General features: G+C 60.4%; 17 protein-coding genes. 8 read left to right on the forward strand and 9 right to left on the reverse strand.

The features are described 5' to 3' along the window. The first annotated feature begins 30 nt into the window (after window positions 1-30). Window positions 31-1,320, forward strand: coding sequence for a diguanylate cyclase (locus AC13E3_RS16720; RefSeq protein ID WP_273157782.1), 1,290 nt, complete (start codon window positions 31-33; stop codon window positions 1,318-1,320). A 55-nt stretch (window positions 1,321-1,375) separates the two neighbouring features. Beyond that, entirely contained in the window at window positions 1,376-1,747 is a 372-nt protein-coding gene (locus AC13E3_RS16725; RefSeq protein ID WP_104270983.1) for a VOC family protein, read from the forward strand. Between the two features lie 41 nt (window positions 1,748-1,788). Here AC13E3_RS16725 and AC13E3_RS16730 read toward each other — a convergent pair whose 3' ends face one another. From AC13E3_RS16730 to ptsP, 3 genes are read right to left on the reverse strand one after another with little or no spacing between them, the layout of a single operon-like run. Beyond that, window positions 1,789-3,552 (reverse strand): PTS fructose-like transporter subunit IIB, encoded by a 1,764-nt coding sequence (locus AC13E3_RS16730; RefSeq protein WP_273157783.1) that lies wholly within the window; start codon window positions 3,550-3,552, stop codon window positions 1,789-1,791. Further along, on the reverse strand, window positions 3,549-4,514 hold the full coding sequence (gene pfkB, locus AC13E3_RS16735; protein WP_482902251.1) for a 1-phosphofructokinase: 966 nt from the start codon (window positions 4,512-4,514) through the stop codon (window positions 3,549-3,551). Before pfkB ends, AC13E3_RS16730 begins: the two co-directional genes overlap by 4 nt. After that, entirely contained in the window at window positions 4,514-7,345 is a 2,832-nt protein-coding gene (gene ptsP / locus AC13E3_RS16740) for a phosphoenolpyruvate--protein phosphotransferase (protein ID WP_482902252.1), read from the reverse strand. The genes pfkB and ptsP overlap by 1 nt, the downstream gene beginning before the upstream one ends. A 132-nt stretch (window positions 7,346-7,477) precedes the next feature. Here ptsP and cra point away from each other — a divergent pair, with 132 nt between their 5' ends. After that, window positions 7,478-8,512 (forward strand): catabolite repressor/activator, encoded by a 1,035-nt coding sequence (cra, locus tag AC13E3_RS16745; protein ID WP_482902253.1) that lies wholly within the window; start codon window positions 7,478-7,480, stop codon window positions 8,510-8,512. Here cra and AC13E3_RS16750 read toward each other — a convergent pair. After that, window positions 8,433-10,730: an ATP-dependent DNA helicase gene (locus AC13E3_RS16750; RefSeq protein WP_227510507.1), complete on the reverse strand. Its 2,298-nt coding sequence runs from the start codon at window positions 10,728-10,730 to the stop codon at window positions 8,433-8,435. The genes cra and AC13E3_RS16750 overlap by 80 nt on opposite strands. Next, the gene (locus AC13E3_RS16755) at window positions 10,727-12,436 is read right to left on the reverse strand and encodes a VRR-NUC domain-containing protein (RefSeq protein WP_273157787.1); all 1,710 of its coding nucleotides are present in this window, start codon (window positions 12,434-12,436) and stop codon (window positions 10,727-10,729) included. Before AC13E3_RS16755 ends, AC13E3_RS16750 begins: the two co-directional genes overlap by 4 nt. Before the next feature lie 105 nt (window positions 12,437-12,541). Between AC13E3_RS16755 and folM the strand changes: the two genes are divergently transcribed. Continuing rightward, on the forward strand, window positions 12,542-13,249 hold the full coding sequence (folM, locus tag AC13E3_RS16760) for a dihydromonapterin reductase (RefSeq protein ID WP_053113411.1): 708 nt from the start codon (window positions 12,542-12,544) through the stop codon (window positions 13,247-13,249). A 5-nt stretch (window positions 13,250-13,254) separates the two neighbouring features. On the opposite strand, the gene AC13E3_RS16765 is transcribed toward folM, so the two are convergent. Both AC13E3_RS16765 and AC13E3_RS16770 read right to left on the reverse strand, forming a co-directional pair. Beyond that, window positions 13,255-13,695 (reverse strand): DUF4864 domain-containing protein, encoded by a 441-nt coding sequence (locus AC13E3_RS16765; protein ID WP_273045192.1) that lies wholly within the window; start codon window positions 13,693-13,695, stop codon window positions 13,255-13,257. 12 nt (window positions 13,696-13,707) lie between these two features. After that, a complete protein-coding gene (locus AC13E3_RS16770; RefSeq protein ID WP_288365720.1) occupies window positions 13,708-14,049 on the reverse strand; it encodes a hypothetical protein in 342 nt (113 codons plus the stop codon). Window positions 14,050-14,126: 77 nt separating this feature from the next. Here AC13E3_RS16770 and AC13E3_RS16775 point away from each other — a divergent pair, with 77 nt between their 5' ends. Continuing rightward, window positions 14,127-14,417 (forward strand): DUF6482 family protein, encoded by a 291-nt coding sequence (locus tag AC13E3_RS16775; protein ID WP_014578848.1) that lies wholly within the window; start codon window positions 14,127-14,129, stop codon window positions 14,415-14,417. Window positions 14,418-14,435: 18 nt separating this feature from the next. Here AC13E3_RS16775 and AC13E3_RS16780 read toward each other — a convergent pair whose 3' ends face one another. Next, window positions 14,436-15,221: an SDR family NAD(P)-dependent oxidoreductase gene (locus tag AC13E3_RS16780; protein WP_053113407.1), complete on the reverse strand. Its 786-nt coding sequence runs from the start codon at window positions 15,219-15,221 to the stop codon at window positions 14,436-14,438. Between the two features lie 155 nt (window positions 15,222-15,376). On the opposite strand from AC13E3_RS16780, the gene recC reads away from it, so the two are divergent. From recC to recD, 3 genes are read left to right on the forward strand one after another with little or no spacing between them, the layout of a single operon-like run. After that, window positions 15,377-19,003 (forward strand): exodeoxyribonuclease V subunit gamma, encoded by a 3,627-nt coding sequence (gene recC, locus AC13E3_RS16785; protein WP_482902254.1) that lies wholly within the window; start codon window positions 15,377-15,379, stop codon window positions 19,001-19,003. Beyond that, a complete protein-coding gene (recB, locus tag AC13E3_RS16790) occupies window positions 19,000-22,722 on the forward strand; it encodes an exodeoxyribonuclease V subunit beta (RefSeq protein WP_482902255.1) in 3,723 nt (1,240 codons plus the stop codon). Before recC ends, recB begins: the two co-directional genes overlap by 4 nt. Further along, window positions 22,719-24,986, forward strand: coding sequence for an exodeoxyribonuclease V subunit alpha (gene recD, locus AC13E3_RS16795; RefSeq protein ID WP_482902256.1), 2,268 nt, complete (start codon window positions 22,719-22,721; stop codon window positions 24,984-24,986). Before recB ends, recD begins: the two co-directional genes overlap by 4 nt. On the opposite strand, the gene AC13E3_RS16800 is transcribed toward recD, so the two are convergent. Beyond that, window positions 24,983-26,806, reverse strand: coding sequence for an ABCB family ABC transporter ATP-binding protein/permease (locus tag AC13E3_RS16800; RefSeq protein WP_482902257.1), 1,824 nt, complete (start codon window positions 26,804-26,806; stop codon window positions 24,983-24,985). The two genes, recD and AC13E3_RS16800, sit on opposite strands and share 4 nt — an antisense overlap. Between the last annotated feature and the right edge of the window lie 155 nt (window positions 26,807-26,961).

Genomic DNA, 26,961 nt, shown 5'->3' on the forward strand with positions numbered 1-26,961 from the left:
CGAAATCGCGGCCTTCGTGTGAGGGATCACATGCATCTGTCTGCAGAAACAAGGCTCAATGCCATTCTCGATGGTACTGGCGCGGGTACCTGGGAATACAATCTGGACACCGGCGAAATTATCTTCAACGAACGCTGGGCCAGTATGCTCGGCTATACCCTGGAAGAGCTTGAACCTCTATCCTTCGAGACGTGGGAGCGCCTCAGTCATCCCAGCGATGTCGAATCAGCGCACGAGGCTCTCAATGCTTACCTTAACCGGGAGGCCACCAAGTTCGAGTGCGTGGTTCGCATGCTTCACAAGGACGGTGACTGGCGTTACATCCACACCCGCGGAACCCTGTTCAACAATGACCAGACGGCAGAAAGCCGTTGGCTGATGGGTACGCATCTTGATGTCACGGAAGAGAAAGTTTCCCAGCACCAGCTGCAGCAGCTTGCCGAATCTCTCCCCGGGGTCATATATACCTTTACTCTCAATAAAGATGGCAGTTTTCACTTCCCCTATATGAGCCGCAAGGCCAAGGATTTCTATGGCGTAACGGCCGCGGAAACCCAGACCAACCCGGAACGGATGTTCGAAACCATTCACCCAGAGGATGTCGCAAAAGTTCACGAGACTATCGAACTCTCCCGCAAGACGCTAAGCGAATGGGTTTGTGAATACCGCATCATCAAAGATGGCCAGACCCAATGGTTGCGAGGGGTTTCCCAGCCAGAGCGAAATCCCGACGGTAGTACTACCTGGCATGGCGTTATTACGGATATCGACGACCAGAAGCGCCTGGAATTCCAGCTGGAGGCCCTCACGATTACCGATGAACTGACAGGGCTCTATAACCGGAGATACCTGCTCAGAAAACTCGAGGAACTGGCTGACCAATCCGCCCGCTATAACCATCCGTTCTCATTGCTTTCCCTGGACATCGATTTCTTCAAAAGCGTCAACGATTCCTGGGGCCATCTCACCGGCGATAAGGTATTGCGCACGGTGGCCAATCTGATCGAAACGCGGACTCGCAAAACCGACATTGTTGCGCGCACGGGAGGCGAAGAGTTTATCGTTCTGATGCCTCACACCACCTTAGGTGATGCTCGCCAAGTTGCCGAGTCCCTGCGTATCGGTATGGAGACAGAGAGTTTTCTCAGTGAAGATGACACTCCCTTCAACGTTACCTTGAGTGCCGGGGTCGTATGCTGGGACCAAAGCATAAACGGTGTGCGGGATCTGCTGTCCACATGCGACCAGTTGCTTTACCAGGCAAAACGGGCAGGCAGAAATCAGGTCGTCGTCAGCGAAATCGGCGCTGAAAAGAGCTGACAGCCAAAAAACAGCGTATTCTGGCGTTCGACAACAACCCGAATGGAGAAAAAGCATGATCGGATACGTCACCCTTGGCGTCAGTGATATGGAAAGAGCAAAGGCATTCTATGCCGAATTGTTGAGCGACCAGGGGGCCAAGCTGCTTCTGGACATGGGCCGTATCGCCTTTATCGGCAAGCGCATGAGCGAGCCCATGATCGCCGTTTGCGTTCCCTTCAACGAAGAGCCCAACCATCCCGGCAACGGCAATATGGTCGCCCTTCCTGCGGGTTCCAAAGAGGGTGTGGATGCCATGTACAAGAAAGCGATCGAACTTGGTGCCACCTGCGACGGCGAGCCCGGGCAGCGAATTCCGGACCAGTTCTACGGCGCCTATGTGAAAGACCCGGACGGTAACAAGCTGGCGTTCTTTGTATTCGGTTGATTAATTGCGGCCCTCAGACGAGGGCCGCAATTTTTACATTTTCAGCTTACCGCTGTCGCCACTTCCGCCTTGCCGGTTTTCAGCAACGCGTAACCGAAACCGATCACCAGTGATCCCACGGTAATCGCAATCAGATAGGGCAATACGGTACTAACCGCATTCGGAATGGCAAGCACAAACAGCCCGCCGTGGGGTGCCATCAGCTTGACGGTGAACAGCATCGACAGGGCACCGGTAATTGCGCCACCGATCATACACACCGGGATAACCCGCAACGGATCCTTTGCCATAAACGGTATTGCACCTTCCGAGATGAAGCACAATCCCAAGACAAATGATGCCCGTCCGGCCTGGCGTTCCGCCTCTGCAAACTTACGCCGGGCGATGAACGACGCCACACCCATGCCGATGGCCGGTACCATTCCTGCCGCCATGATGGCCGCCATGGGTGCCGAGCCGCCGCTGCCCTCAGACAGCAGACCCACGCCGAAGGTATAGGCCGCCTTGTTGACAGGTCCTCCCAGGTCAAAGCACATCATGGCGCCCAGAATGCCACCAAGCAGGATCGCATTGGTCGTTCCCATACTCTCGAGGAAACCGGTCAGGGCGCCCATGATGGCGGCCATGGGCTCTCCGATCACATAGATCATCCCCAGGCCCGTCACCAGACTGGCCAGCAAGGGAATTATGAGGATTGGCTTCAGCGATTCGATGCTCTCCGGCATCGGCAGTTTCTGGCTGATAAAGCGCGCGACATAGCCGGCCAGGAAACCCGCCACAATACCGCCGAGGAACCCAGCTCCTAACTCACCCGCCAGAAACCCACCGATCATGCCCGGGGCCAGACCGGGACGGTCGGCAATCGACCAGGCGATGTAACCAGCCAGTAATGGAATCATCAGCTTGAACGCCGTGCCGCCACCAATCTGCATCAGGGCAGCGGCCAGCGTGCCTTCCTCCTGAAACGCTTCAATCCCGAACACGAAGGACAGTGCGATCAGCAAACCGCCAGCAACCACCATGGGCAACATGAAGGACACGCCGGTGAGCAGGTGCTTGTAGGGCCCTCGCTTTTCGCCGCCTCCGGCACCACTGGTAGCTTTCTGCTGGCCGCCTTCAAAAACCACGGCCTCGGCCAGTGCATCACGGACGGTATCGGCTGATTTTTTCAGGGCCGCACCGGTCGAGGTCCGCCATACCCGCTTGCCGGCAAAGCGTCCTGGGTCCACCTCGATGTCACAGGCCAGGATCACCACGTCGGCAGCAGCAATTTCTTCGGCAGTTAGAGGATCCTGCGCGCCAACTGAGCCCTGGGTTTCCACCCGGATCTTGTGGCCCGCGGATTCCGCGGCAGCGGTCAGTGCCTCCGCCGCCATAAAGGTATGGGCGACGCCAGTGGGACAGGCAGTAACGGCAACGATCCGCTTACCGGCAGAGCCACTGCCGACACCGGGACTGGTTGCGATAGATTCCTGACTGGCCATTGCCGGGTCCCAGGGTGTGGCCTCCGCCTGCGCCCGGGTGAGGATGGCGTCCGGGTCTGGCAGGGCCGCGGTGACCGGAATCTGCAGCAGCCGCTTGCCTGCATAGGCGTCCAGATCTACCGGGACACCGACCGCGGCAATAACAAGATCGGCCTGTCGGATAGCCTCTTCGCTGGGCTTGTTGTCGGCTTTACCATCCGGGCCTCGAGTATCAGTGGTAACAGACCAGCCGCGCCGGTTCGCCGCACGCTCAAGGGCCCGGGCAGCCAGAAAACGAGTCGCCACGCCCTGGGGGCAGGCAGTCACAATGATCAGATTCATAACCGTATCTCTCCGGTGTTGTTTTCCGCGGGCCACGGCTGCACCCGGGTTTGTTGGAGAAGGGAGGGAAAGTCCGGGGCCTCGGGGTCTCCGACGCCAATGTGTTGCACGCATTCGGCAGACAAAGCGGTGGCAAACTTCAATATTGCCTCGTCGGGCTGGCCCAGAAGCACACCGTGAAGCATGCCCGCCAGCAGCGTATCGCCGGCGCACACGGTGCTGACCACCGAGACCGGAGGTACCTGCGATCTCAAGGTGCCGGCCGTTGACGACCAGAACACGCCATCCGCGCCCATGGATACCACCACGTGGGACACGCCGCCGGCACGGATGCCGTCAACCGTAGCTGCCACTGAGGCCAAATCCTTCAGGGGTGTGCCGGCCCAGTCAGACAGCTCATCCGTGTTGGGTTTGATGGCAAAGGGGCCAGCTTTGATGCCGGCCTTGAGACCCTCGCCACTGGTATCCAGCCATACCGGTTTGTCTGCTTGGGAAGCTTGCTCGACAAGGTTTGCCAATCCAGAAGGCGGAAAGCCATCTGGCAAACTGCCTCCGATGACCACCGCGTCGCATTCCGGCAGCAGGGATTTAAGGCGGAGTTGAAGGCGCTGAACTGCGTCATCCGGGACCCGGAAACCGGGGCCATTCAGATCGGTTACCCGGCCGCCAGCCTCAGCAATCTTGATGTTGATTCGGTTCTGGCCGGGAACGCGTACAAAACTGTCCTGCAGGCCCTCTGCCTCAAACAGACGTTCAAAGGGCGCGGCATTGGCGTCGCCCAACAGGCCTGCAACGGTGACCGAATGGCCCAGACGCGCGAGCACCCGAGCCACATTGATGCCTTTTCCGGCCGGCTCCATCAGGGTATGACCTGTTCGATTTACCTCTCCGAGAGTGAGGGGCGCCGTCTCAACACTCAGATCTAGAGCAGGATTCAGGGTGATTGTCAGGATACGGGCCATCACCAGGCCTCCAGGGCATCACGTACCTCGGACGCCGTTGCCAGAGACAGCGCCTTTTCAGCCTGTTGTCGGGCGTTTTCAAGGTTCAGACCGCGAATACAGGCCTTAACCAGGGGCACCCGACGACTGGTCACAGACAGTTCGTCGACATCCAGCCCGACCAGAACCGGAATCGCCTGGGGATCTGAGGCCAGCTCCCCACACACCCCGACCCAACGGTCGTGGGCATGGGCCGCCTCAACTGTCATTCGGATCAGCCGCAATACTGACGGGTGCAGACCATCTGATTCAGCCGAAAGCTGCCCGTGGCCACGGTCGATGGCCAGGGTGTACTGGGTCAGGTCATTGGTGCCAACCGAGAAGAAGTCCACCTGGGGCGCCAGGGTCGAAGCCAGCAACGCGCAGGAGGGCACTTCAATCATCACACCGACCTGAACATCACTGGCCGCCACCTCCGCCTGCACCTGGGAGACAATTGCCCTGGCAGCCCGGAACTCTTCCACATCCTTGACCATGGGGAACATGATGCGCAGGGGCCGGTCGCCGGCGGCGGTCAGCAGCGCCCGCACCTGGGTTTCCAGAATGTCCGGGCGGGTTAGGGATAACCGGATACCACGCATGCCCAGAAACGGGTTGTCTTCCTGGGGCAACGGCCAGTAATCCAGGGGCTTGTCGCCGCCCACGTCCAGAGTACGGGCCACCAGGGGCAGGCCGTTCAGGGCATCAAACGCATGTTGGTATTCAGTGACCTGGGTAGCCAGATCCGGCGCCTCCGGATGGGCCATGAAAATGAACTCGGTACGGAGCAGGCCAACACCGTCGGCACCCCGTTCTACGGCATCCGGGGTGTGGGCGGTGTTGCCGAGATTGGCGCAGACTTCGATGGTATGGCCATCTTCGGTGGTAGCAGGCTGATTGCGGTTTTCATGGGCTTCGGCCTGCAACGCTTCTAGTTGTTGCAAACTGCGACGGATCTTTTCGCATCGCTCGGCCCCGGGGTTGGGCACCAGGCAGCCCCGTTCGCCATCCACCACCAGATCAGAGCCATTCAGGATAGTCAGTATTCGCTCACCGGCACCCACAACCGCTGGCAGACCCAAGGCTCGCGCCAGAATCGCACTGTGGGACGTCGCTCCCCCGCGGGCTGTGACCAGGCCGCGCACCCGGGTGGTATCCAGCCGAGCCACATCCGATGGCCCGAGATCGTCAGCCACCAGGATATAAGGAGTGTCCGGCGGCGTCGGCATGGCCACGCCACAGAGGTTGGACAGGACCCGGCGCCCGACATCCCGCAGATCCGCGGCACGTTCGGCCAGCAAACGGTCCGCCAGCGCTTCCTGGGCCCTGGCCGCGGTATCTATGGCTTTCCACCAACCTGCCTCGGCGGACGCCCCTTCGTTGATCGCTTCCAACGTAGCCTGGTAGAGATCTTCGTCCTGAAGCATTTCCACGTGAACCGAGAGAATAGGCGCGGCTTCGCCGCCTTCCGCCTGACGGATCAGGGTTCGAAGCTGACCGTCAGCACTATCGACGGCCTGTTTGAGGCGCTGGATCTGTTGTTCGCTATCTTCTGCGAATTGCGGATATTCAAGGGTCGGCTGTCGCATGACGAAAGCCGGTGCCAGCGCCAGTCCGGGAGATGCGGCAACCGCTTTAACCGGCTGATCATCCGTCAGTGCGGGAGCCTGTTCGGCTTCAGGCACCTTGGTTTGCGGATCCGCAGACCGCAATGGAGAAACTTTTTCACCCAGGCCGCCTTCAATGGCGCTGGTCAGAGACTGAATGGCCTGGCTTGCGTCATCCCCAGTCGCCGAAAGCAGCAACGTCTGACCCCTGCGGGCGCCCAGGCCGATCACCCGAGTCAGGCTGGTAGCGGATACTGCGGCACCTTCGCCTTCCAACAGGCGCAACCGAATACTGGCATTGTGGCGACGCGCCTCCTGGACGAGTTGCTTGGCGGGTCGCGCGTGTAGGCCATGGGTATTCAACAGGGTGACTTTAGCCGTCACTGCGTCGGCCGCCTCGCCGGAAAGCCTTGCCAACAAAGCCTCAGCACTCAGGCCCAGAATAGGTTCATCACCAGCCAGGAAAGTATCGATGCGCTCCAGCAGGTCATGGCACTCATCACCGGGTCCGGCCAGACAGAACACCCCACGCAGCTCCGCAGTTGCACGCTTTGGTGTTGCCAATGAAAGGGTCGGGCGCCTGGCGCCAACAGTGTGGTGGGTCAGCCAGAAGCCCTGACCAAGGTCCACCGGCGGTTGGCCGACAATGCTGGCCAGAAAATCCGTGTCGACGCACCGCAAACTCTGCAGACGTGCAGCTGCAATCAAGGCCAGTTCGTTCGGTGTGGAGGCATCTATTCCCAGACAGAGCGTCTCGCTGTCGCATTTGGCAACGGCCGGAGCTTTGGAAAGCAAGGCAACCAGTTCCGCGGCATCCGTAGCATGGCCAAGCTTCTCAGCCAGTCCTGGCTTATCCAGTACCCGGGTCAAATGTCGGAGAATATCCAGGTGCTCGTCGGACTGTGCAGCGATGGCCACCAGTACATTTACCCGCGCACCATCGTGCCAGGTGACCCCCTCGGGGAATTGAAGAATGCGAACACCGGTTTCAAGGACGGCATCCCGGCTTTCCGGTGTACCGTGGGGAATGGCGATGCCGTTGCCCAATACCGTGGAAGACTGTTGTTCACGGGCGTTCATTCCAGCCAGGTATTCCGGGCAAGTCCGGCCAGCGCGCTCAAGGTCTCGAGCAGCCTGTTGCAGTGCGTCCTGCCAGTCAGAGGCAGTGGCACCCAATCGAACGTCATTGGCAGTTAGCGTCAGCATGAGGTTGCCTCGCTTTTTGTTTTGATACTGCGTATCAGTTTTTGTTTGCTGAATCGTGTCAGCATGCTTAAAATCGATGGTGAAACAGATATGATCAGAAATCAAGCAATCTTTTAATCGGAGCTGTCGTCCATGACCCTTGCAGAACTTGCCCTGCTTGCCGGCGTTTCAAGAACCACGGCCAGCTATGTCATTAATGGTCAGGGGGCTGCACGGCGCATCAAACAGGACACCATCGAAAAAGTGCTTACGGTGGCTCATAAGCACAACTTTCAGGTAGATACCCAGGCGGCAGCGCTACGGGGTGGGGCCAGCCGGACCCTCGGATTTATTCTGCCAGATCTCGAGAACACCAGTTATGCCCGCCTGGCCAAATTGCTTGAACAGGGCGCGAGGGCGAGAGGCTATCAGCTCCTGATTGCCGGCTCTGATGACGACCCCGAGACCGAAAAATCCCTGGCCCGAGCACTGAAAGCAAGGCGCTGCGACGCCCTGATTGTTGCCAGTGCTCTGTCCCTGGACGACCCCTTTTATCCCCAACTGCAAAAAGAAGGTCTACCGGTGATTGCTGTTGATCGCGCCCAGTCTCCGGATCAGATTCGATGTGTAGTCAGCGACAACCGCTCAGCAGCCGAGATCCTGACCCGTTCTGTGCTGGAAGGAGAAACCGGCAGTATCGCCTGGCTGGATGCCGTGCCGGAGATCGCCATGACCCGGGAGCGCCGGGAAGGTTTTATGGCGGCCGCAAATGAGGCCGGCATTGCCCCGCTGGTAGAAAGTGGCCTCCACTACGATCGCGCCTCCGGTGCCGCAATGATGCGTCGGATCCTGACTGACCATGGCTTGCCGGATGCCTTGGTTACAGCCTCTTTCACACTGCTTCAAGGGGTTCTGGATGTTCTGCTCGATCAGCCGGACCCGCTTCCGAAGGCTCTGAAAATAGCGACCTTCGGCGATGACCGGCTGCTGGACTTTCTTCCACTGGCGGTCAACTCTCTGCCCCAGGATCATGAGGCCATCGCCAATGCGACACTTGAGCAGGCACTGTCGGCTATTGCACAGGAAGGCCCTGTAGACACCATAGTGATTAACCGGTCTCTGAAGACTCGGGCCGCGGATCGGCAGAGTCGCCCTGTGCAAACCACCAGCGCGGAAAAAACCTGCTGATGGCCGGCTGCAGAAACCGGTCATCAATGAGCCAGATCACCCCCCGGTCTTCCGGGGTGCGAATCACCCGCCCCGCCGCCTGGGCCACTTTCTGCAGCCCCGGAATCAGATAGGTGTAGTCATAGCCGGCGCCGAAGCGTTTTTCGAGGCGACCCTTCAGGATTTCATGCCAGGCATCGAACGGCGGCAAGCCCAGGGTGGCCACAAAGGCACCGATCAACTGATCGCCGGGCAGATCAATGCCTTCACTGAACACCCCGCCCAACACCGCAAACGCCACACTGCCCTCCGGGTTCCGGAAACCGGCCAGAAAGTCTGCTCGATGCTGAGGCGACATGCCCGGTTGCTGAGCTCGCTGGGGTATATCCGGCGCATGCTCCGCCAACGCGTCGCTGGCCTGCTTCGCGTATTTGAAGCTGCTGAAAAACGCCAGGTAATGCCCGGGCCGCTCACGGAACTGGCGGGCGATCAGGTCGGCAATCGGTTTGAGTGATGCCTCCCTGTGAGCCTGGCGGGTGCTGATACCAGGCGTGAACTGCACCTGCAGCTGGTCGGCGCTGAACGGGCTGGGCAAGGAGGTAAAACGGGAATCCTCGGGCAACCCCAGCAAATCCCGGAAGTAAACACCGGGGCTCAGGGTGGCGGAAAACAGCAGAACCGAATGCGCCGCCTCGAACCTTTCCCTCAGGAAATCCGCCGGAATGAGGTTCTGGATGGTCAGGCTGGCCCGCCCCCGACCGGCGCGCTGGAACTCACACAGGGAATGATCACCAAAGGAGTCCGCCAGCTTCATGAAGGCGACGCTTTCAAACAACAGCTCCTGCAGGGCCAGATCCGGGGGATTATCGGCCAGGTAATCGGTCAGATTCGAGACCATGGCCTGCAGGGCACCCAGCAATTGCGTCGGCAGTGTCTCCAGAAACTCCGGGCTTTCTGTATCAGCCTGGTAATCCCGGATCAGGCTCTGCCAGGCGCGGGCGGTGCGATCGATGGCGGATTTCAGCGGCTTCGGTGCGGTTTTTTTGATCCTCAGTAAGCGCTGCTGATCCAGCCGAACCGAATACATACCCCGGCCACGGTCCACCAGGTTATGGGCCTCATCCACCAGCACGCTGGCCTTCCAGCTGTTCTGGCGAATCAAACCGTGGAGCAGGGCGGATTGATCGAACAGCCGGTTCACATCCCCGATCACCACATCGCTCCACCGGGCCATTTCCTGGGCCAGAAAGTAGGGGCAAATATCGTGACCGGCGGCGATCTTCGCCAGAGTGTGCTGATCCAGCGTGCCTTCGCTCTGGGCGGCTTCCGCCCGGGCGTCAGGAAGCCGGTCGAAAAACCCTTTAGCCAGGGGGCAGGAATCGCCATGACAGGCCTTGTCCGGGTGCTCGCAGGCATCGTCTTTCGAGACCAGTTCCAATGTTCGCAGTGGCCAATGCTGGGCAGCTTGAGCCGAACGCAGGCGGGCTACCGCATCCATGGCCAGCTGACGGGCGGTATTGCGACAGGTGAGGTAGAACAGGCGGTCCTGGCCGGCTGCTGGCATCGCCATCAACGCCGGGAACAGGGTGCCGAGGGTCTTGCCCAGGCCTGTGGGGGCTTCCAGCAAAAGGGTGCCGGACTTTACCGAGTTTTTGTACACCGTCTCCGCCAGCTGGCGCTGCCGGGGGCGAAATGCGGGGAAGGGGAATCTAAGGCCTGAAAGCAGGACATTGCGCTGCTCGCGGTGATGTTCTTCCTGCTCAGCCCAGGCCTTGTAATGACTACACAGGGTTTCCAGTTCCTGCCAGAGCTCTTTGGCACTGGCGGTCTCCACCACTGGCGTTTCCTTGTCTCTTCCAGTGTCGTAATAGATCAGTGCCAGCTCCAGGGTTTTCCGGTTTTCCTGCCGGCACAACAGCGCGCCGTAGGCTCTCAGCTGAGCGCGATGGAGTGCCCGCTGATGCTCACGGATTCGGGACAGGTCGCCCCGATGGGTTTTGATCTCTTCCAGCCGGCCTCGGTGGGGGTTATAGATATCGGCGCGGCCGGAAAGCAATAACCCCATACATTCACCGGTCAGTAAATGCTCGCTTTTATAGCCGTAGCCGCGCCGGGACTGGATTGCCTGATGGCCAGCAATGCCCTCCTCGGCACTGGGTGCCGGGGTATAGCGGAAGTCCAGGTCGCCCTTACGCGCGGCAAACTCGCACAGAGTCCGGACGGCAACTGTCACCGTCATTCCATCGCCTCGCTCGCCTGCCATCGCACGTAACAAACACTGGCGGGGATGCCTTCAACCGCAAAGAACTCGAGCCAACGAATCTGGTGGTCCTGCAAACGGTCACCCGGCCCCTTCACTTCGATCATTTCATAACGCTTGTCAGGCTCAGCCGCATTGGGGAGAAACCGGATCAGATCAGGAAAGCCGCTACGATGCTCCCGGATATTCAACAGCAGGCGACGGAACAGGCGTTCCAGATCCGCCGGTGGCAGACAGTCCAGCGCCAGGCTCAGCAGTTCCTCGGTGATGACCGGCCAGATGACGAACGGATTGGTGGTGCCCTGTTTGGCCCGGTAATTCGCCAGTATCCGCTCCCGATAACTGCCATCCGCCAGCCGCGCAAAGCATTGCTCGAACGATCCCTTCCGACGGCTGACGAAATCTTCCCGGGTCAGGTCCGCCGGGCCCACATGGAAGGGATGGAAAAAGGCCCCCGGCACCGGCGCAAAAATGGTTTGCCAGCACAGAAGGCCGAACAGGCCGTTGATCAGGGTGTTCTCCACATAAAGCACGGGCGCCTCGTCCCGATACAGGTGGTCCCGAACGGCGTATTCGACCGACCCGACCTCTGGCTTCGGCAGGGTGAAGGTGATCTCCCGGATGAGCGGCTGCTCTGGGGGCGGTGGCGGTATCTCGCCAAGCCGGCTCGCAAGCCGCTTGAGAATCCGCGCCAGGCCCTGGGCTTCAGCATCGCTCAGTTCCTGGTTCTGCCACTCGGAGGCAATGGCCCAGGCTTCCTGGTGACGCTTCATCCGCTCCAGCAACCGGAGCTGTTTCAGCCGCGCTTCCCGATGGCCGCTGCTGGCGAAAGCCTCCAACGCCAGCTTCCGTTCCCCCTGGCGCTCTGCCTGCCGGCCCAATTCCAGCAACAGCCGGTCCCGGCGGCTGGTCAGCCAGGCGTTATCCGAGGGTGCCGGAACCGCCTGCCAAACCTCGTGGGCGAGTACGCCCTGGTCCAGCCATTCCCGGCACTGGTGCATGGCAAGATACAGGTCGACCTCTGAACGATACTGGAACGCCCGGGAATCAGGCGTGAAGGTCACCGGCTCATACTGCTGATGGCCCAGTTCCACCAGCACAAAATCGGACCAACTCTGGCGGAGGTTGCCGAAAAACATCAGGCGCACCCGGTCAAACAACGCCATGGTTTTGAGCCTGATAACCGGTCTGGCGTGCTGGCCGAGCCAGTCGGCAACGATCAGAGGGTCGGGAAATCGCAGAAGCAGAGCGTCCCGCATCCGGCCTTTGGGCAGGTTGGCGGGCTCTCCGGCCGCCTTTAAAAGCGGCTCCATGGCCGGACGCAGTTCTCCAAGCGTGAACAACCGAAACAGCTCATCCAGGCTGAGCAGAGGATCGGTGTCCAACCAGCCTGCCTCCATGATTTCGTCGAGGGCACGGGCCTCTGGTACGCCGAGCTCCGGATACTTGAGCTTGTCCGACCGGAAGAGATCGCCCGTGCGCATCACCATTCGGGTCAGCAAGGCCCGGGCCGGCATTGAAAGGGTATGAAAACTGGCCAGTCGATCCAGCTCTTCTGCTGTCAGCAAGTCACCGTGATGGCTCTGAACCCAGCCAAGGACGGTTTCCATGTTCTCGAGGTAATAGAGCGGATTATCGAGATCCGCAGTGGCCAGTTGTGTGCTCTGTCGCTTCGCCGGTGACATGGCCAGGTTGATCTTCCTTCAAGATGGTTCGGGAAAGTGACGCTACCACGTTGAGCCGTCGGCATGACATTAACGTAGGTAAGACACTGATTACAGGAGAACACCATGACCGCACCCATCCTGATTACCGGCGCCGGCCAACGCATCGGCCTGGCCTTTGCCAGAGCCTGCCTTGACCGCGGCCAGCCCATCATCGTCACCTACCGCTCCTATCGACCGGCCATCGACGCGCTGCAGAAGGCGGGAGCAGTGTGTCTCCATGCGGATTTTGCCACGAATGCGGGCATTGATGACTTCATCCAGGCCCTGAAATCCCGGACGGACACGCTACGTGCCATTATCCACAATGCCTCGGACTGGATACCAGAGAGCGAAGACTCCGACCCGGCAGACGTGATGAACGCCATGATGCAGATTCACGTGATGACACCTTACCGGATAAACCTCGCGTGCCGGTCGATGCTGGAGCAGGAGGGTTCGACAACCGACATTATCCACATGACCGACTACGTGGTGGAGAAGGGCAGCGCGAAGCATATCGCCTATGCCGCCAGCAAGGCAGCCCTGACTAACCTGACTCTGTCGTTCGCCCGTCTACTGGCGCCCAGGGTCAAGGTGAACGCCGTGGCGCCGTCCCTGATCATGTTCAACCAGGGCGATAGCCAGGCGTATCGGGAGAAAACCCTGAAGAAGTCGCTTATGGGAATAGAACCGGGGGCTGAGGTCGCTGTCGCCACGCTTCAGTTTCTGCTGGACAACCCCTATATCACGGGCCGCACCCTGCCCCTGGATGGTGGGCGCCATCTGGTTTGATACCGTTAAATGCCCAGCTCGGCCGACTGGAGTCTCACGCCGGCCACCTTCCAGACCCCTTCAGTGAGCACCATCCGGTAATAGGCGTCCCATCGCTTGCCCTCCGGCCCCTGCAAACGCACCACCTGGATTTCAAAGGCGCCGTGGGGCACGCGCTGGGTAAACTCGATGGCCGTGGCGTTGTGCACCGCCGGGTAGGCTTCACGAACCATATCGACAAACACCTGTGACGACCCGAATCGACGCTTGATACCCTCGGAGGCGTGGGCCCAGGCCTGCTCCTCGTCGTTGTTCGCAAACGCTTCGATCTGGCGCAGGATGGTGTCGCGGATTTCTGCGTCTTTGTCACTGGCCACAGACTGTGGGGACCCGAGAACCGCGAAGCCAATGAAAGCCAGAAGCACGGGAATCAGCCACTTTCCGGAAACGATGTGTTGGTGACCCATGATGGCACCTCTCTATTGTTCATCTTTTAAACAATACGGTCGGATCAGGGCTCCGGATTCGCGTTCCGCCAGCCAGCTTGCTCTCACCGACGCCCCTTCTCCGGCCAGATGATCTTCATCAGGCCGCCAGTGATCGCCAAAGGCGTTCCGGAACAGGGCCCGGGTGGCAATGGCACGCCATTCGTCGCGATACCCGGTATCGAGCCTTTCCGGATACACGTACAGGTCTTTGATTTCCTGATCAATTTTTACTTCCACGTGGTCCGGGGGAAACAGCATCCGCATGGCCAGCAGGTCGTAGCTGTCATTCAACTGCTCGTCCACGGCGGCTTTGACCAAATCAATCCTGCTCATAATTGCTCGTTTTATGACCTGTAACGGAAAGCGTTTCGTACTGTTCCTTACGACAACAAACCTGCGGGAGACTTCCCATGCACATGGACACTGGCGAACTGAAAAAACACAAGCACGACACGATTTCTCTGTTGGAGATTGTCTCGATGGAAGGGCGCTATTATATGGCGCGGTTCTATCTGGATGGTCAGGGCTACGTTCTGACGGACCCCTACGACAAGCCAGTCATGTTCACCGGCGCCTGCGCGGTGCGAGAACATTTCCACGAATACGAGGTCGAGCGCACCGAGGTGATTCCGCCGACTGGAACCGATGAAATGATTGGTATGCCTGACAGCGGCTCCGAAACCATGCGGGTCCCTCTCTAGGGCCCGCTTGACGTTCCCCTAGCTTCCAGCGAATGAGAGCGAATCCACCAGATCGGCGCCGTTGAAAACGGCCCCGTGAAAATCGCTCTCCGGTATCTGATTGAGCGTAAACACGATGGCACTGGCGGCCTGTTCGGCACTCAGGCAATCCCCCGACGTCAGACGATTGGCCAGCCACTCCGCGTGGGGCAGATCTAACTTGCCCGCCTTGTCGATATGGCTTCGAATACCCGGCGTATCCACCAGCCCCGGCTGAAAGAGGCTGACAACCGGCCCGTCCGACATGGTGTCGAACTCAACGGACATCTGACGCACCAGCCGACGCAGCGCCATCTTGCTGATCCCGTAGCTGCCCGTTCCGGGTTGCGCATGCTTGTCCATACCCGCACCAATCATCACGATTCGCGACGAGGGTTCACCCCCTTTGAGTATCGGTAACAACGATTGGGTGAGCAGCATGGGCGCGGACACGTTCACGGCCAGGGCTTCCTGGAAATCGATGAGCCCAAGGCTGGCAAAATCCGCAGCCGGCTCACCCACGCCAGCGCAATACACGAACGCTGAGAGATGATCGACGGCATCACTTAGCTGTTGAGCCAGATTGCGGGTGCTTTCGGGATCCGCAAGGTCCACTTCCAGCGTCATCACTTCACGGTCGGGCGCCTCCACGCGGAGCTTTGTCGCGACCTCCTCCAGCTTTGACACGGTGCGACCTGCAAGGATCAGGTCGTGGCCTTGAGCAGCAAGTTCCAGGGCCAGGGCCCGCCCAATGCCCGACCCCGCGCCAGTGATCAGTGTCCACATAGTGCTTCTCCCTTTTGCCGATAATTCACGACACCGTTTGTCGCGACGGGCCGTTATGATTTTTGGAGATCAGACGTTTCAGACAGTCCGCATCTGTGGTCACATACGGTAACCTGTGGCAACAGGATTGAACTGCACACCAGACAAGGAAATTCATGGCCGCACTCTCCACCGAGCCCACCGAGCAACGCGCCAGGATCGAACCCGGGTTTCACGCGATCCACGCCAACCATCTGGAAGACTTGCGCCGGGCCGTTGTCTACATCTGTCGGCACAACCCCATGCCGCCACTGGAGAGCGAGACCTTCCTGGTGCAGAGCAACGGTATTGCCCAGTGGCTGAAGCTGGCGCTGGCGGAGAAGCGCACCGAAGATGGCCTTGAGGGCGGCCTCGGGATCGCTGCCGGTATGGATTTCCTGTTCCCGGCCCGGTTTATCTGGCAAGCCTACCGGGCCGTGCTTCCGGACGGTGAGGTACCGGAACAGTCGCCCTTCGACAAACGGCGGCTGGTGTGGCGGCTGTACCGGTTATTGCCACGTCTGGTGGGGCAGGACGAGGCCTTTACACCGCTGGCCCGGTTTCTGGAAGGTAACGATCCGGACCTGCGCAATTTCCAGCTGGCGGAAAAGGTGGCCGATCTGTTTGATCAGTACCAGGTGTTCCGGGCCGACTGGCTGGCTGCGTGGGAGCAGGGCAAGGACGTGATTATCACGGCCCGGGCCGAGGAAAAGCCTCTGGATGCGGAAACCCGCTGGCAGCCCCTGCTCTGGCGCCGGCTGGTTGAGGATGTGGGCGCAGACGCTCATACCAGCCGCTCGCAGATCCATACCCGGTTCATGGAACAGGGCCAGCGACTTCAGGCGCCGGCCAACCCGTTCCGGCTGCCGACCCGCATTGTCGTCTTTGGCGTCTCCTCATTGCCCCGGCAAGCGCTGGAAGCCCTGTACGTCCTGAGCCGGTTCAGTCAGGTGGTGCTGTGTGTTCACAACCCCTGCCAGTTCTACTGGGCCGACATCATCAGCGACCGGGAGCTGCTCACCGCCGAACGCAAACGTGGCAGGACCCATCCGGCACTTTCCGCCATTGAGGATCCGGACCAGCTGCACCAGCACGCCAATCCGCTGCTGGCCGCCTGGGGCAAGCAGGGCCGGGACTACATCCGGCTGCTGGACGAGTTCGACAACCCGGACCAGTACCGTGGCAGCTTCCAGACTCCGGACCAGAAAATCGATATTTTTTCGGACCATGGCAACGAGGACGCACCGCGCCTGCTGCATCAGCTGCAGAACGATATCCACAACCTGACGCCCCTCCAGGAAATCCGCCAGCAACAACGACAACTGGATATTCAGCGGGATCATTCCCTGGCGTTCCACGAGGCCCACAGCCCGCAGCGGGAAGTGGAAATTCTGCACGATCAGCTTCTCGCCGCCTTCAACGTCGATCCCACGCTGCGGCCCCGGGACGTCATCGTGATGGTGCCCGATATCAACGTGTACGCGCCCCACATCCAGGCCGTATTCGGCCGCTACCAGCCGGGCCGGAAGCGCCACATTCCCTTCGCCATTTCCGACCAGGGCCAGCGCCACCACGAGCCGGTGCTGATTGCTCTGGAAACCCTGATGTCACTGCCCCGCAGCCGTTTTGCGGTGAGTGAGATCATCAGCCTGCTGGAAGTACCCGGCATACGGGACCGTTTCGGGATCAATGAAGACGAGATCCCCCTGGCTCGTCGCTGGGTCGAGGGCGCCAATATCCGCTGGGGTCTGCACGGCCAGCACCGGGAAAGCCTGGACCTGCCCGCCGAGCTGGAGCGCAACACCTGGCAATCCGGGCTGCGTTCGATGCTGCTGGGCTATGGCATGGGCGACGATGAGCCCTGGGCCGGTGTGGAACCCTTCGGGGAAATCGGGGGCCTGCAGGCCAGCCTTGCCGGCCGCCTGAACGACTTTGTGCATCAGCTGGAAACCCTCTGGCAGGCGCTGCAGACCCATCGCACACCGGACGAATGGGAGGGCCTGTTCTCAGAGATGCTCGGGCAGTTCTTCCATAAGGTCGAAGGCAGCGACCTGTTGCTGCTGAACCGTTTCCGCCGCCAGTTGGCGCAGTGGCTGGAAGACGCCCTGGCAGCGGGCCTTGAGGAACAGACCCTGCCCCTGAACATCGTCAAGGATGTGCTGCTGGAGGGGCTGGATGAAGGCGGCCTGAACCAGCGTTTCCTGGCCGGCAAGGTCAATTTCGCCACCCTGATGCCCATGCGTGCCATACCCTTCCGGAAAGTGTGCCTGCTGGGCATGAACGACGGCGACTATCCCCGCTCCCGGCCGCCGGTGGATTTCGATCTCATGGCCCAGGATTACCGCCCGGGGGACCGATCCCGCCGGGAAGACGATCGCTACCTGTTCCTGGAAGCCCTGTTGTCTGCCCGGGAGCAGCTTTACATCAGCTGGGTCGGCCGCAGCATCAAGGACGATTCGGAACGGCCGCCGTCGGTTCTGGTGGGGCAGCTTCAGGATCATCTGGACAGTCTCTGGTCTGTGTCAGGGCAACCCGAAACCAGGGTCATCGAGGCACTGACGACCCAACACCCGTTGCAGCCGTTCAGCCGGAGCTATTTCCCGAAAGCCAACGGGCTGGAGGAGGGTGGAAAGGGGGAAAACAGTTCGCCCCGTCCCCTGGCCGAGGTGTTGGAGGCACGCCGGTTATTCACCTACGAGCGGGAATGGCGCAGTGCCCATGGTGGTGAGGCTGCCGCGCAGACACAGTCGGCACTACCTTACCAGGCGCCCGAAGAGCCCATCAGTCTGAACGATCTGGCGGCTTTCCTGAAAAAGCCCATCGATACCTTTTACCAGCGCCGGCTGCAGGTGCGCTTCGAGGATGTCGAAGACGACGACACCGACAACGAGAATTTCGAGCTGGACGGCCTCGACCGCTGGCGCCTGGACAACGAGCTGATCCAGGACGGGCTATTGAAAGCCAGCAGCGAAGAGGAACTGCACGACCGGTTGCAGGCAACTCTGGACCGCATGGCCCGACGCGGGGACCTGGGTATGGGCGTGACCGAACACCGCCTGCGTTCCGAGCTGGCGGGGCGCTTGCCCGATCTGTTCGAGCGTTACCAGAACGCACTGGCTGACTGGCCGGAAGCGGTTGCTGAACCGCTGCCCTTTGATTACCGGTTTGAAAGCGCCCTGGGTTCGGTGGAAATCGCGGATCTGATCGACAACCTGCGCTGCAATGCCCAGGGGGAACTGTGCCGGCTGGTGGTGGCGAGTTCCAGCCTGCTGACCGGTTCAGGATCCAGCAAGAAAGTACGCTATGCCAATCTGATGCGGGACTGGCTGATCCATCTGGCAGGCCAGCTCGGCGGTCAACCTTTTGAGACCCTGGTTCTGGGCAAGGAGGAGGGACGGAAATTCCGCTTTGCTCCATTGCATCCAGAGCGGGCCAGACCGTTGTTCGAAACGGTGCTCAGCGGATGGATGGACGCCACCACCCGGGCGCTGCCCATTCACTGCGAGGCCGGCTTTGCCTGGATCACCAGTTTCTACGGCAGCAAAAAGTACGTCGGTGACCATGAACGAGCCATATCGGAGGCGCAGCAGGCCTATTCCATTGCTCTGGAGCGGGATACCGGTTACCTGAGAGGGGCCTTTGAAACACCGGAGCTGCTGATGGCCAGCGGTGAATTCGAAGCCCTGCTTCATCAGCTCTACGTGCCGGTTTGGGAAGCCGAGCAGGACAAGTCGGCTGCAGATCAGATCGGAGGCCTGGAATGACCGAGCAGATGACCAACCGGAATCCGAATCTGGATCCCCTGGCACTGGCCCTCAACGGCAGTGCCCTGATCGAGGCCAGTGCCGGCACCGGCAAAACCTTTACCATTGCCATTCTGTACGTGCGCCTGGTGCTTGGCCACGGTCAGTCGCCCGACAGCCCTCTGCAGAACCTGCTGCCTCCCAACCTGCTGGTGGTCACTTTTACCGAGGCCGCTACCAAGGAACTGCGTGACCGTATCCGCACCCGGCTCACCCAGGCCGCCGAGGTGTTTTCTGACGCGCCCGACGAGCCCAATCCGCCCGCGGAAACGGCACTGATCTACCAGCTACGGGATGAAAGCTACCCGGATCCGGCCAGCTGGCCGGAATGCCGAAAGAAGCTGCTATTGGCCGCCGAATGGATGGACGAGGCGGCGGTATCCACCATCCACAGTTTCTGCAACCGCATGCTCAGCGAGCACGCCTTCGACAGCGGCAGCCTGTTCAAACTCACCCTCGAAACCGACCAGAGCGAATTGCTGGACGAGGTCGCCCGGGATTACTGGCGCACCTTTGTCTATCCTCTGCCACCGGCGCTGATGGACGAGGCCCTGAGCCACTGGAAAACCCCCGGGGACCTGCGCCAGGGTGTTCGCAATCTGATTGACGATCCCCTGAGCCTGGGCACACCCCCGGACAGCGTTCATCAGGCCATTGATCAAGTGGTTCAGCAGCGTCTGGAACAGTCACAGTCTCTGAAAGCCCACCCCTGGAGCCAGTGGCGCGATGACGTCATCGAGCTGCTGAACGATCTGAACAAGAGCAAGCGACTCCATGGCGCCAGCAAGAATGCCATGATCAAGGTCTGGGACTTGCTGGTTGCCTGGGCGGAATCGGACGACCTTTTGCCGGAAAAGATCGATAGCGCCGCGGGCTTCAAGAATCAGACGCCCGAAGGGCTCGACAAGATTCTCAAGGGCGATGATTCTGCCCCTCATCACCCGGCCTTTGATGCCATCGGAGCGCTGCTGGATTTCAGCCAGAACCAGCCCAACGCCAAATCCGACATTCTGCGCCACGCCAGCCACTGGATTGCCGGGCGGCTGGAGTCAGAAAAGCAGAAACGCTCGGAAATGGGCTTTGACGATCTGCTCACCCGGCTGGACGATGCGCTGCACGGCTCCCGGGGCGACCAGCTGGCCGCGACGATCCGTCGCCAGTTTCCCGTTGCTCTGATTGACGAATTCCAGGACACCGACCCGGTGCAGTACCGTATCTTCGACCGCATCTACAACGTGGCGGGCAGTGATCACGGTACCTGCCTGCTGATGATCGGGGATCCCAAGCAGGCCATTTACGGCTTTCGGGGGGCCGACATCTACACCTACCTGCAGGCCCGGCAGGGCGTGAAAGAGCGCACCTACACACTGGGTAAGAACTTCCGCTCCGCCAAGTCCATGGTGGCGGCGGTTAACCGGGTCTTTGAACACAGCGACCAGAACAGCCGGGACGGCGCCTTCCTGTTCGGCAAGGGCGACACCTCACCGCTGCCGTTCCAGGGTGTGGACGCCAACGGCACCAAACGAAGCTGGTTGATCGACGGAGAAGTTCAACCCAGCCTGGTGTTCTGGACCCACGAATCCGGGGAAGAGGACAGGGACGGCAATCCGAAAGGCATTGCCAAGGGCACCGCCACGGCCGACGTGGCAGAAACCTGCGCCAGCGAGATCGCCCGTTTGCTGACCCTGGGCCAGGTCGGGCAGGCGGGTTTTGCCTTGCCGGAACATCCGGAGGATCTGGAGGCGGTTGCCCCGAAAGACATCGCGATACTGGTCAACAACCGCAACGAGGCCAGCGCGGTGCGGGACGCCCTGGGTCGCCGACGCATCAAGAGCGTCTACCTGTCAGACCGGGATTCGGTGCTGACTTCCCGGGAATCCAAAGAAATACTGTGCTGGCTGCGGGCGTTTGCCGAGCCCCGGCAGCTGGCCTATATCCGCGCGGCCCTGGCTACACCCACCCTCGGTCAGTCCTGGCATGCCATGAATCAGCTGCTGACCGACGAGCTCGTGCTGGAACGGGAAATCGAGCGCTTTATTGGTTACCAGCAGCAATGGCAGAAACAGGGTGTACTGCCCATGCTGCGAACCTTCCTGATGGATTTCGAGGTGCCAGGCCGGTTACTGCAACGCCCTGACGGCGAACGGCGGTTGACCGACATTCTGCACATTGCCGAATTGCTGCAGCAGGACAGCCTGCAACTGGACGGCGAACATGCCCTGGTGCACCACTACACCCAGATTCTGCGTGTAGCCGACGAGGAAGATGAACACCGTACCCTGCGGCTGGAGAGTGATGCCGGCCTGGTGAAGGTCATCACCGTGCACAAGTCCAAGGGCCTGGAGTACCCGCTGGTGTTTCTGCCCTTTGGCACAGCTTTTCGCGCCCAGAGTGAAAAGCAGGCCTTCGTGCGCTATCACAATGAGCAGGGCAGGCTGGTCACGGTATTCGACCCGTCGCCGGACGACGTGGCCAGGGCTGACCGGGAGCGCCTAGGTGAGGATATCCGCAAGTTCTACGTAGCCCTGACCCGGGCCCGCTTCGCCACCTGGGTCGGCACGGCGGCCCTGGACAACTGGCAGCAAAGCGGACTGGGCTACCTGATTGGAAGCGAAGGGCAAAGCCGTATCAGCGACTGCCTGGGGAAACTGGCAGAGGGCAGAGCAGAGATCCGGATAACCCCGTTACCGGATCCGGACGACACGCACTACCACGAACCGGCGCCGGAAGCGCTTGGCCCGGCCATGGTCTCTTCCCGCGAGGCCAGAGAGGACTGGTGGATTGCCAGCTACTCCTCCATCGAATACACCGGCATGACCGGCACCGGGATCGCGTTTACCGGTGAGGTGGAAGATGCCCAGACCCAGAACCTGCTGGAAGAAAGTACCCTGGACGAAGAGGAAAACCCGGCTCAAATGGCCAACCAGCGCAACCAGCATAACTTTCCGAAAGGCGCCGGACCCGGCACCTTCCTGCACGAATTGCTGGAATGGTGCACACAGCAGGGGTTTCAACGGGTTGTGGATAACCCGCCGCTACTTCATGAGCAGCTGACCCGGCGCTGCGGCACTCGTGGCTGGAACGAATGGGTGGAGCCGCTGGAGCGCTGGTTGCTGGCATTGATCAGCAAACCATTGAGCCTCGACCGGGCCGGTGCAGAAACCGTCTGCCTGGCGGACCTGATCACCCTGCGCCCGGAACTGGAGTTCTGGTTTGAAAGCCGCAACGTCAGTATCCGCAAACTCGACGAGCTGGTAACCGTGCACACCCTGAATCGCGCGGACCGTCCCCGAGTCGAAGAGACCCGATTCAACGGGATGCTCAAGGGGTTTATCGATCTGGTGTTCGAACACAACGGGCGCTATTACGTGCTGGACTACAAATCCAATACCCTGGGCGAAGACAACAGCGCCTATACCGATCAGGCCATGGGCAACGCCATCCTGGATAAACGCTACGATCTGCAATACGTGCTCTACCTGCTGGCCCTGCACCGGCTGCTGAAAGCCCGTTTGCCGGATTACGACTACGACCGACACATTGGCGGCGCGGTGTATCTGTTCCTGCGAGGCATTGATTCCAGCACAGGTGGCGCCTTCACCGACAAACCGCCCAGAGCCCTGATTGAACAACTGGATGCCCTGTTTGATGGCGAGTCGGTTGCGGAGGTGGCCGCATGAGCCGTTCCCGCTCCCAAACCGGAAAGTCCGACCACCAGATTGATCTGTTCGCGGAGGACATCGCTGCGGAAACGCCGACCATACCCGCTGCCGGTGATACCACCTTCGCTATCAACGATCTGCTCTCGAGCCCGGATAGAACCGAGACCCTGCTGCTGCACTGGCAGCAGGCGGAGTGGATCCGCGCGCTGGATGTGGGGTTTGCCCGGCTGATCCGGGAGCTCTCGGAAGAGCAGGGCGAACGCCCGGACCCACTGCTCCTGCTGCTGGCGGCACTGGTCTCCCATCAGGTGGGGCGTGGCCATGTCTGCGTCGATCTGGGCAATCTCCTGGCCGATGCCGGGCATACCCTGTCACTGCCGCCAGAGGAGTCGGTCCAGGAGCCGCTCACCGATTCCGGCACCAGCGAGCCGGACCGGCCCAAGCCCGCCGACGTGCTTGCACTTGTAACGCTGCCGGAATGCTTGATCATACTGGAAGGCGCCTGCGCCGTAAGTGATGGCTCACATACAACACCCCTGGTGCTGAACGGAACCCGGCTCTATCTGCGCAGATTCTGGCGCTACGAACAACGCATTGCGGCGGGTATCCGGCACCGCCTGGCTTTGCCATCACCCCTGGCAGATCCGGAATCCGGTCCGGCCCGCACCCTGTCTCTCGCTCTGGATACGCTGTTCCGGTCGTCAGAACCGGTGGATTACCAGAAACTGGCCTGTGCCCTGGCGGCCCGCAACCATTTCGCCGTGATCACCGGCGGGCCGGGCTCCGGCAAGACCACCACCGTGGTCAACCTGCTGGCGGCCCTGCAGGCCGTCGCCGGGGAATCCCCCGAACGGGCCGGTCGGAAATACCGGATCCGCCTGGCAGCCCCGACCGGCAAGGCGGCGGCCCGACTGAACGAATCCATCGGTGGTGCAGTGAGCCGGTTACCCCTTGCCGAACTGCCGGGCAACGTGGACCTGAATGATATCCCCACCAGGGTCACTACCCTGCACCGGTTACTGGGCAGCCGGCCGGATACCCGCAAATTCCGCCATAACCGGGACAACCCTTTGCTGGTGGATATCCTGGTGATCGACGAGGCCTCAATGGTGGACGTGGATCTTATGGCGTCGGTGTTTGATGCCCTGCCCGCCAACGCCCAGCTGATCCTGTTGGGCGACAAGGACCAGCTGGCCTCGGTGGACGCCGGTGCAGTACTGGGGGAACTTTGCCAGCGGGCGTTGCTGGCGCATTACACACCGGAGACGGCCCGGTGGCTGGCCGCCATGGCCGAAGGCGAGATACCGGAGTCACTGGTGGACGAAACCGGCCAACCCATGGATCAGGCCGTGGCCATGCTGCGCAAGAGCTACCGGTTCCGGGAGGACAGCGGTATCCGCGCCTTTGCCGAAGCAGTGAACACTAACGCGCTTGATAACGCCATGTTGCGCCAGATCCGGCAAGCAGAATTCGACGACGTAATTTTGCTTAACAGCCGGTCGAAAAGTGGGGACACGGAAGACACCCTGGACCTGGTGTGTCGACATGCCATCACCGGCTCACCAGAGGCATTCCGAAATGCCGGGCAGGGCCGGCAAGTGAATGGTCAGAGCCTGCCACCACCCGTTGGTTACCGCCATTACCTCGAACGCTTGCAGAATCATGGCCTGAACGAAAACAGCCCCCGCGAAGACTGGGATGCGATGGCGGTGCAGCTCCTTGAAGCCTTCAGTGACTTTCAGGTGCTCTGTGCCCTGCGCAAGGGCCCCTGGGGCGTAGAAGGCCTCAACGACCGGATCGCAAAGCAGTTACTGGCTGAAAAACTGATCCCGCGGGCCGAGGGCTGGTATGAGGGCCGGCCTGTGCTGATTACCGGCAACGACTACAACCTGGGCCTGATGAACGGCGACATTGGCATTGCCGTCAACGTGCCCTGGGATCGGACCGACACCGGTGAGCCCCGCTATACCCTGCGGGTGGCGTTTCCGGATAGCGACACCGCTGGCGGTATTCGCTGGATCTCGCCCAGTCGTCTACAGCAGCTGGAAACCGTGTACGCCATGACGGTGCACAAATCCCAGGGTTCGGAGTTCAACCACACCTGCCTGGTCTTGCCGGACCGTTTGAGCCCGGTCCTGACAAAAGAGCTGGTCTATACCGGCATCACCCGCGCCAGAAACTGGTTCAGCCTGATTGCCGGCAACGTGGAGGTGCTCAGGGACGCCGTGGGGCAGCAGGTAGTCCGGGCCTCCGGCCTGGCCGAAAGGCTCAGGGCGAACTAGTCACTGGCGTCCTGTTTGTCTTCATTGCCTTTTTCGTCACGGCTGTGCTGCTGTGCCCAAAGATGGGCGTAGTAGCCACCGGCGGCCAACAACTCGTTGTGACTGCCACCCTCAACAATTCGTCCCGCATCCATCACCAGAATGGTATTGGCATCGCGGATAGTGGACAGCCGATGGGCAATCACCAGGGTGGTCCGCTGCTGGCTGACCTCGTTGAGAGCCCCAAGAATGGCCTGCTCCGAGAGTGAATCCAGGGAGGACGTGGCCTCATCCAGGATCAGCAACGGCGGGTTCTTCAGGATCACCCGGGCAATGGCCACCCGTTGTTTTTCACCACCGGAGAGCTTGAGGCCCCGTTCGCCGACTTTGGTTTCATAACCCTCCGGCAAGCTGTGGATAAAGTCTTCCAGGTGAGCCATTCGAGCTGCCCGGTACACCTCTTCTTCCGTGGCTTCCGGCCGGCCATAGGCCAGGTTCTGGTAAAGGGTATCGTTGAACAGCACCGTATCCTGAGGCACCACACCAATCGCCGAGCGCAGGCTGTCCTGGGTCACCTGCCGAATGTCCTGGCCGTCGATCCTTATGGCGCCCTGATCGACGTCGTAAAAGCGGAACAGCAGGCGGGCGAGGGTGGACTTGCCGGCGCCACTGGCTCCCACCACGGCAATCTTGTGGCCGGACGGGATGGAAAAATTCACATCCTTCAGAATCGGGCGGTCCGGTCGGTAAGCAAAGTGGATGTGGTCAAACTGCACTTCGCCCCTATTCACGGCCAGCTCGGTAGCATCCGGAGCATCTTCAATCGCCGGTTTGTCCGCCAGCAGTTTGAACAGGCGCTCGACATTCACCAGTGCCTGCCGGATTTCGCGATAGACAAACCCCAGGGCGTTCAGGGGAATGAACAACTGGAGCAGGTAGGCGTTGATCATGGTGAAGTCACCGAGGGTGATCTCACCACTGGCCACTTCCCGGACCGCCATGGCCATGATCACGATCATCGCCAAACCGATAATCAATGCCTGACCGGAGTTAAGCGCGGCCAGGGACAGGCGGTTTTTCAGACGGGCCTGTTCCCAGTCGTCCAGATCCCGATCATAAACCTCGGCCTCGTACCGCTCGTTATTGAAATATTTGACGGTTTCATAGTTCAACAGGCTGTCTATGGCCCGCGAGTTGGACTGGTTATCCCGGGCATTGGCTTCGCGCACGAATTTCGTCCGCCATTCCGTGATCTTGATGGAAAAGACCACATACACCACCACGGCTACCAGGATCGCCAGCACATAACTCACGTTAAACACCACGAAAAGAATGCCGGCGACCATCAGGATCTCCAGCAGGGTGGGCACAATGTTGAACAGGGTAAAACGCAGCAGGAAGCTGATGCCGTTGGTACCCCGCTCGATATCCCGGGCCAGGCCACCGGTCTTTCGATCCAGGTGGAAGGCCAGTTCCCGCTGGTGCAGGTGCTCGAACACTCGCAGGGACACCCGGCGCATGGCCCGTTCAGCTACCCGGGCAAATACCGCATCCCGAAGCTCATTGAACAGGGTGGCGCCAAAGCGCAACGCGCCGTAGGCCACCACAAGGATCACCGGGATCCAAAGCAGCATGTCCGCGCCGCGGTTCTGGTCGAGGTAGTCGACGATGTATTTCAGGGCAATGGGCGTGGCAACGGTCGCCAGCTTGGCCAACACCAGCAAAACCAGGGACAGGACTACCCGGCCGCGGAATTCGGCCAGATAGGGCCAGAGGCCTGAAATGATTTTCCAGTCCGGTTTATGATCTGCCGGGTAATCGTTGTCGGCGTAGGCTCTCAATTCATGTTCCTTCCGCTTCGGAGTAGTCGAGCGCGCGGGTGGAGCAGCTTGCCAGGACACGCTGTAAATACGTCCCTGTACGCTCGGCGAAAGCCATCCCTGGCTTTCGACGGTCCTGGCAAGCTGCTCCACCCGCACGCTCTTGCGTAGCTGTA

The sequence above is a fragment of the Marinobacter sp. L-80 genome, from assembly GCF_056859395.1.

Bases quoted from the DNA above. Each gene is read 5' to 3' on its own strand.
- AC13E3_RS16720 (WP_273157782.1), top strand. From the start codon at position 31: ATGCATCTGTCTGCAGAAACAAGGCTCAATGCCATTCTCGATGGTACT.
- AC13E3_RS16725 (WP_104270983.1), top strand. From the start codon at position 1,376: ATGATCGGATACGTCACCCTTGGCGTCAGTGATATGGAAAGAGCAAAG.
- AC13E3_RS16730 (WP_273157783.1), bottom strand. From the start codon at position 3,552: ATGAATCTGATCATTGTGACTGCCTGCCCCCAGGGCGTGGCGACTCGT.
- pfkB (WP_482902251.1), bottom strand. From the start codon at position 4,514: ATGGCCCGTATCCTGACAATCACCCTGAATCCTGCTCTAGATCTGAGT.
- ptsP (WP_482902252.1), bottom strand. From the start codon at position 7,345: ATGCTGACGCTAACTGCCAATGACGTTCGATTGGGTGCCACTGCCTCT.
- cra (WP_482902253.1), top strand. From the start codon at position 7,478: ATGACCCTTGCAGAACTTGCCCTGCTTGCCGGCGTTTCAAGAACCACG.
- AC13E3_RS16750 (WP_227510507.1), bottom strand. From the start codon at position 10,730: ATGACGGTGACAGTTGCCGTCCGGACTCTGTGCGAGTTTGCCGCGCGT.
- AC13E3_RS16755 (WP_273157787.1), bottom strand. From the start codon at position 12,436: ATGTCACCGGCGAAGCGACAGAGCACACAACTGGCCACTGCGGATCTC.
- folM (WP_053113411.1), top strand. From the start codon at position 12,542: ATGACCGCACCCATCCTGATTACCGGCGCCGGCCAACGCATCGGCCTG.
- AC13E3_RS16765 (WP_273045192.1), bottom strand. From the start codon at position 13,695: ATGGGTCACCAACACATCGTTTCCGGAAAGTGGCTGATTCCCGTGCTT.
- AC13E3_RS16770 (WP_288365720.1), bottom strand. From the start codon at position 14,049: ATGAGCAGGATTGATTTGGTCAAAGCCGCCGTGGACGAGCAGTTGAAT.
- AC13E3_RS16775 (WP_014578848.1), top strand. From the start codon at position 14,127: ATGCACATGGACACTGGCGAACTGAAAAAACACAAGCACGACACGATT.
- AC13E3_RS16780 (WP_053113407.1), bottom strand. From the start codon at position 15,221: ATGTGGACACTGATCACTGGCGCGGGGTCGGGCATTGGGCGGGCCCTG.
- recC (WP_482902254.1), top strand. From the start codon at position 15,377: ATGGCCGCACTCTCCACCGAGCCCACCGAGCAACGCGCCAGGATCGAA.
- recB (WP_482902255.1), top strand. From the start codon at position 19,000: ATGACCGAGCAGATGACCAACCGGAATCCGAATCTGGATCCCCTGGCA.
- recD (WP_482902256.1), top strand. From the start codon at position 22,719: ATGAGCCGTTCCCGCTCCCAAACCGGAAAGTCCGACCACCAGATTGAT.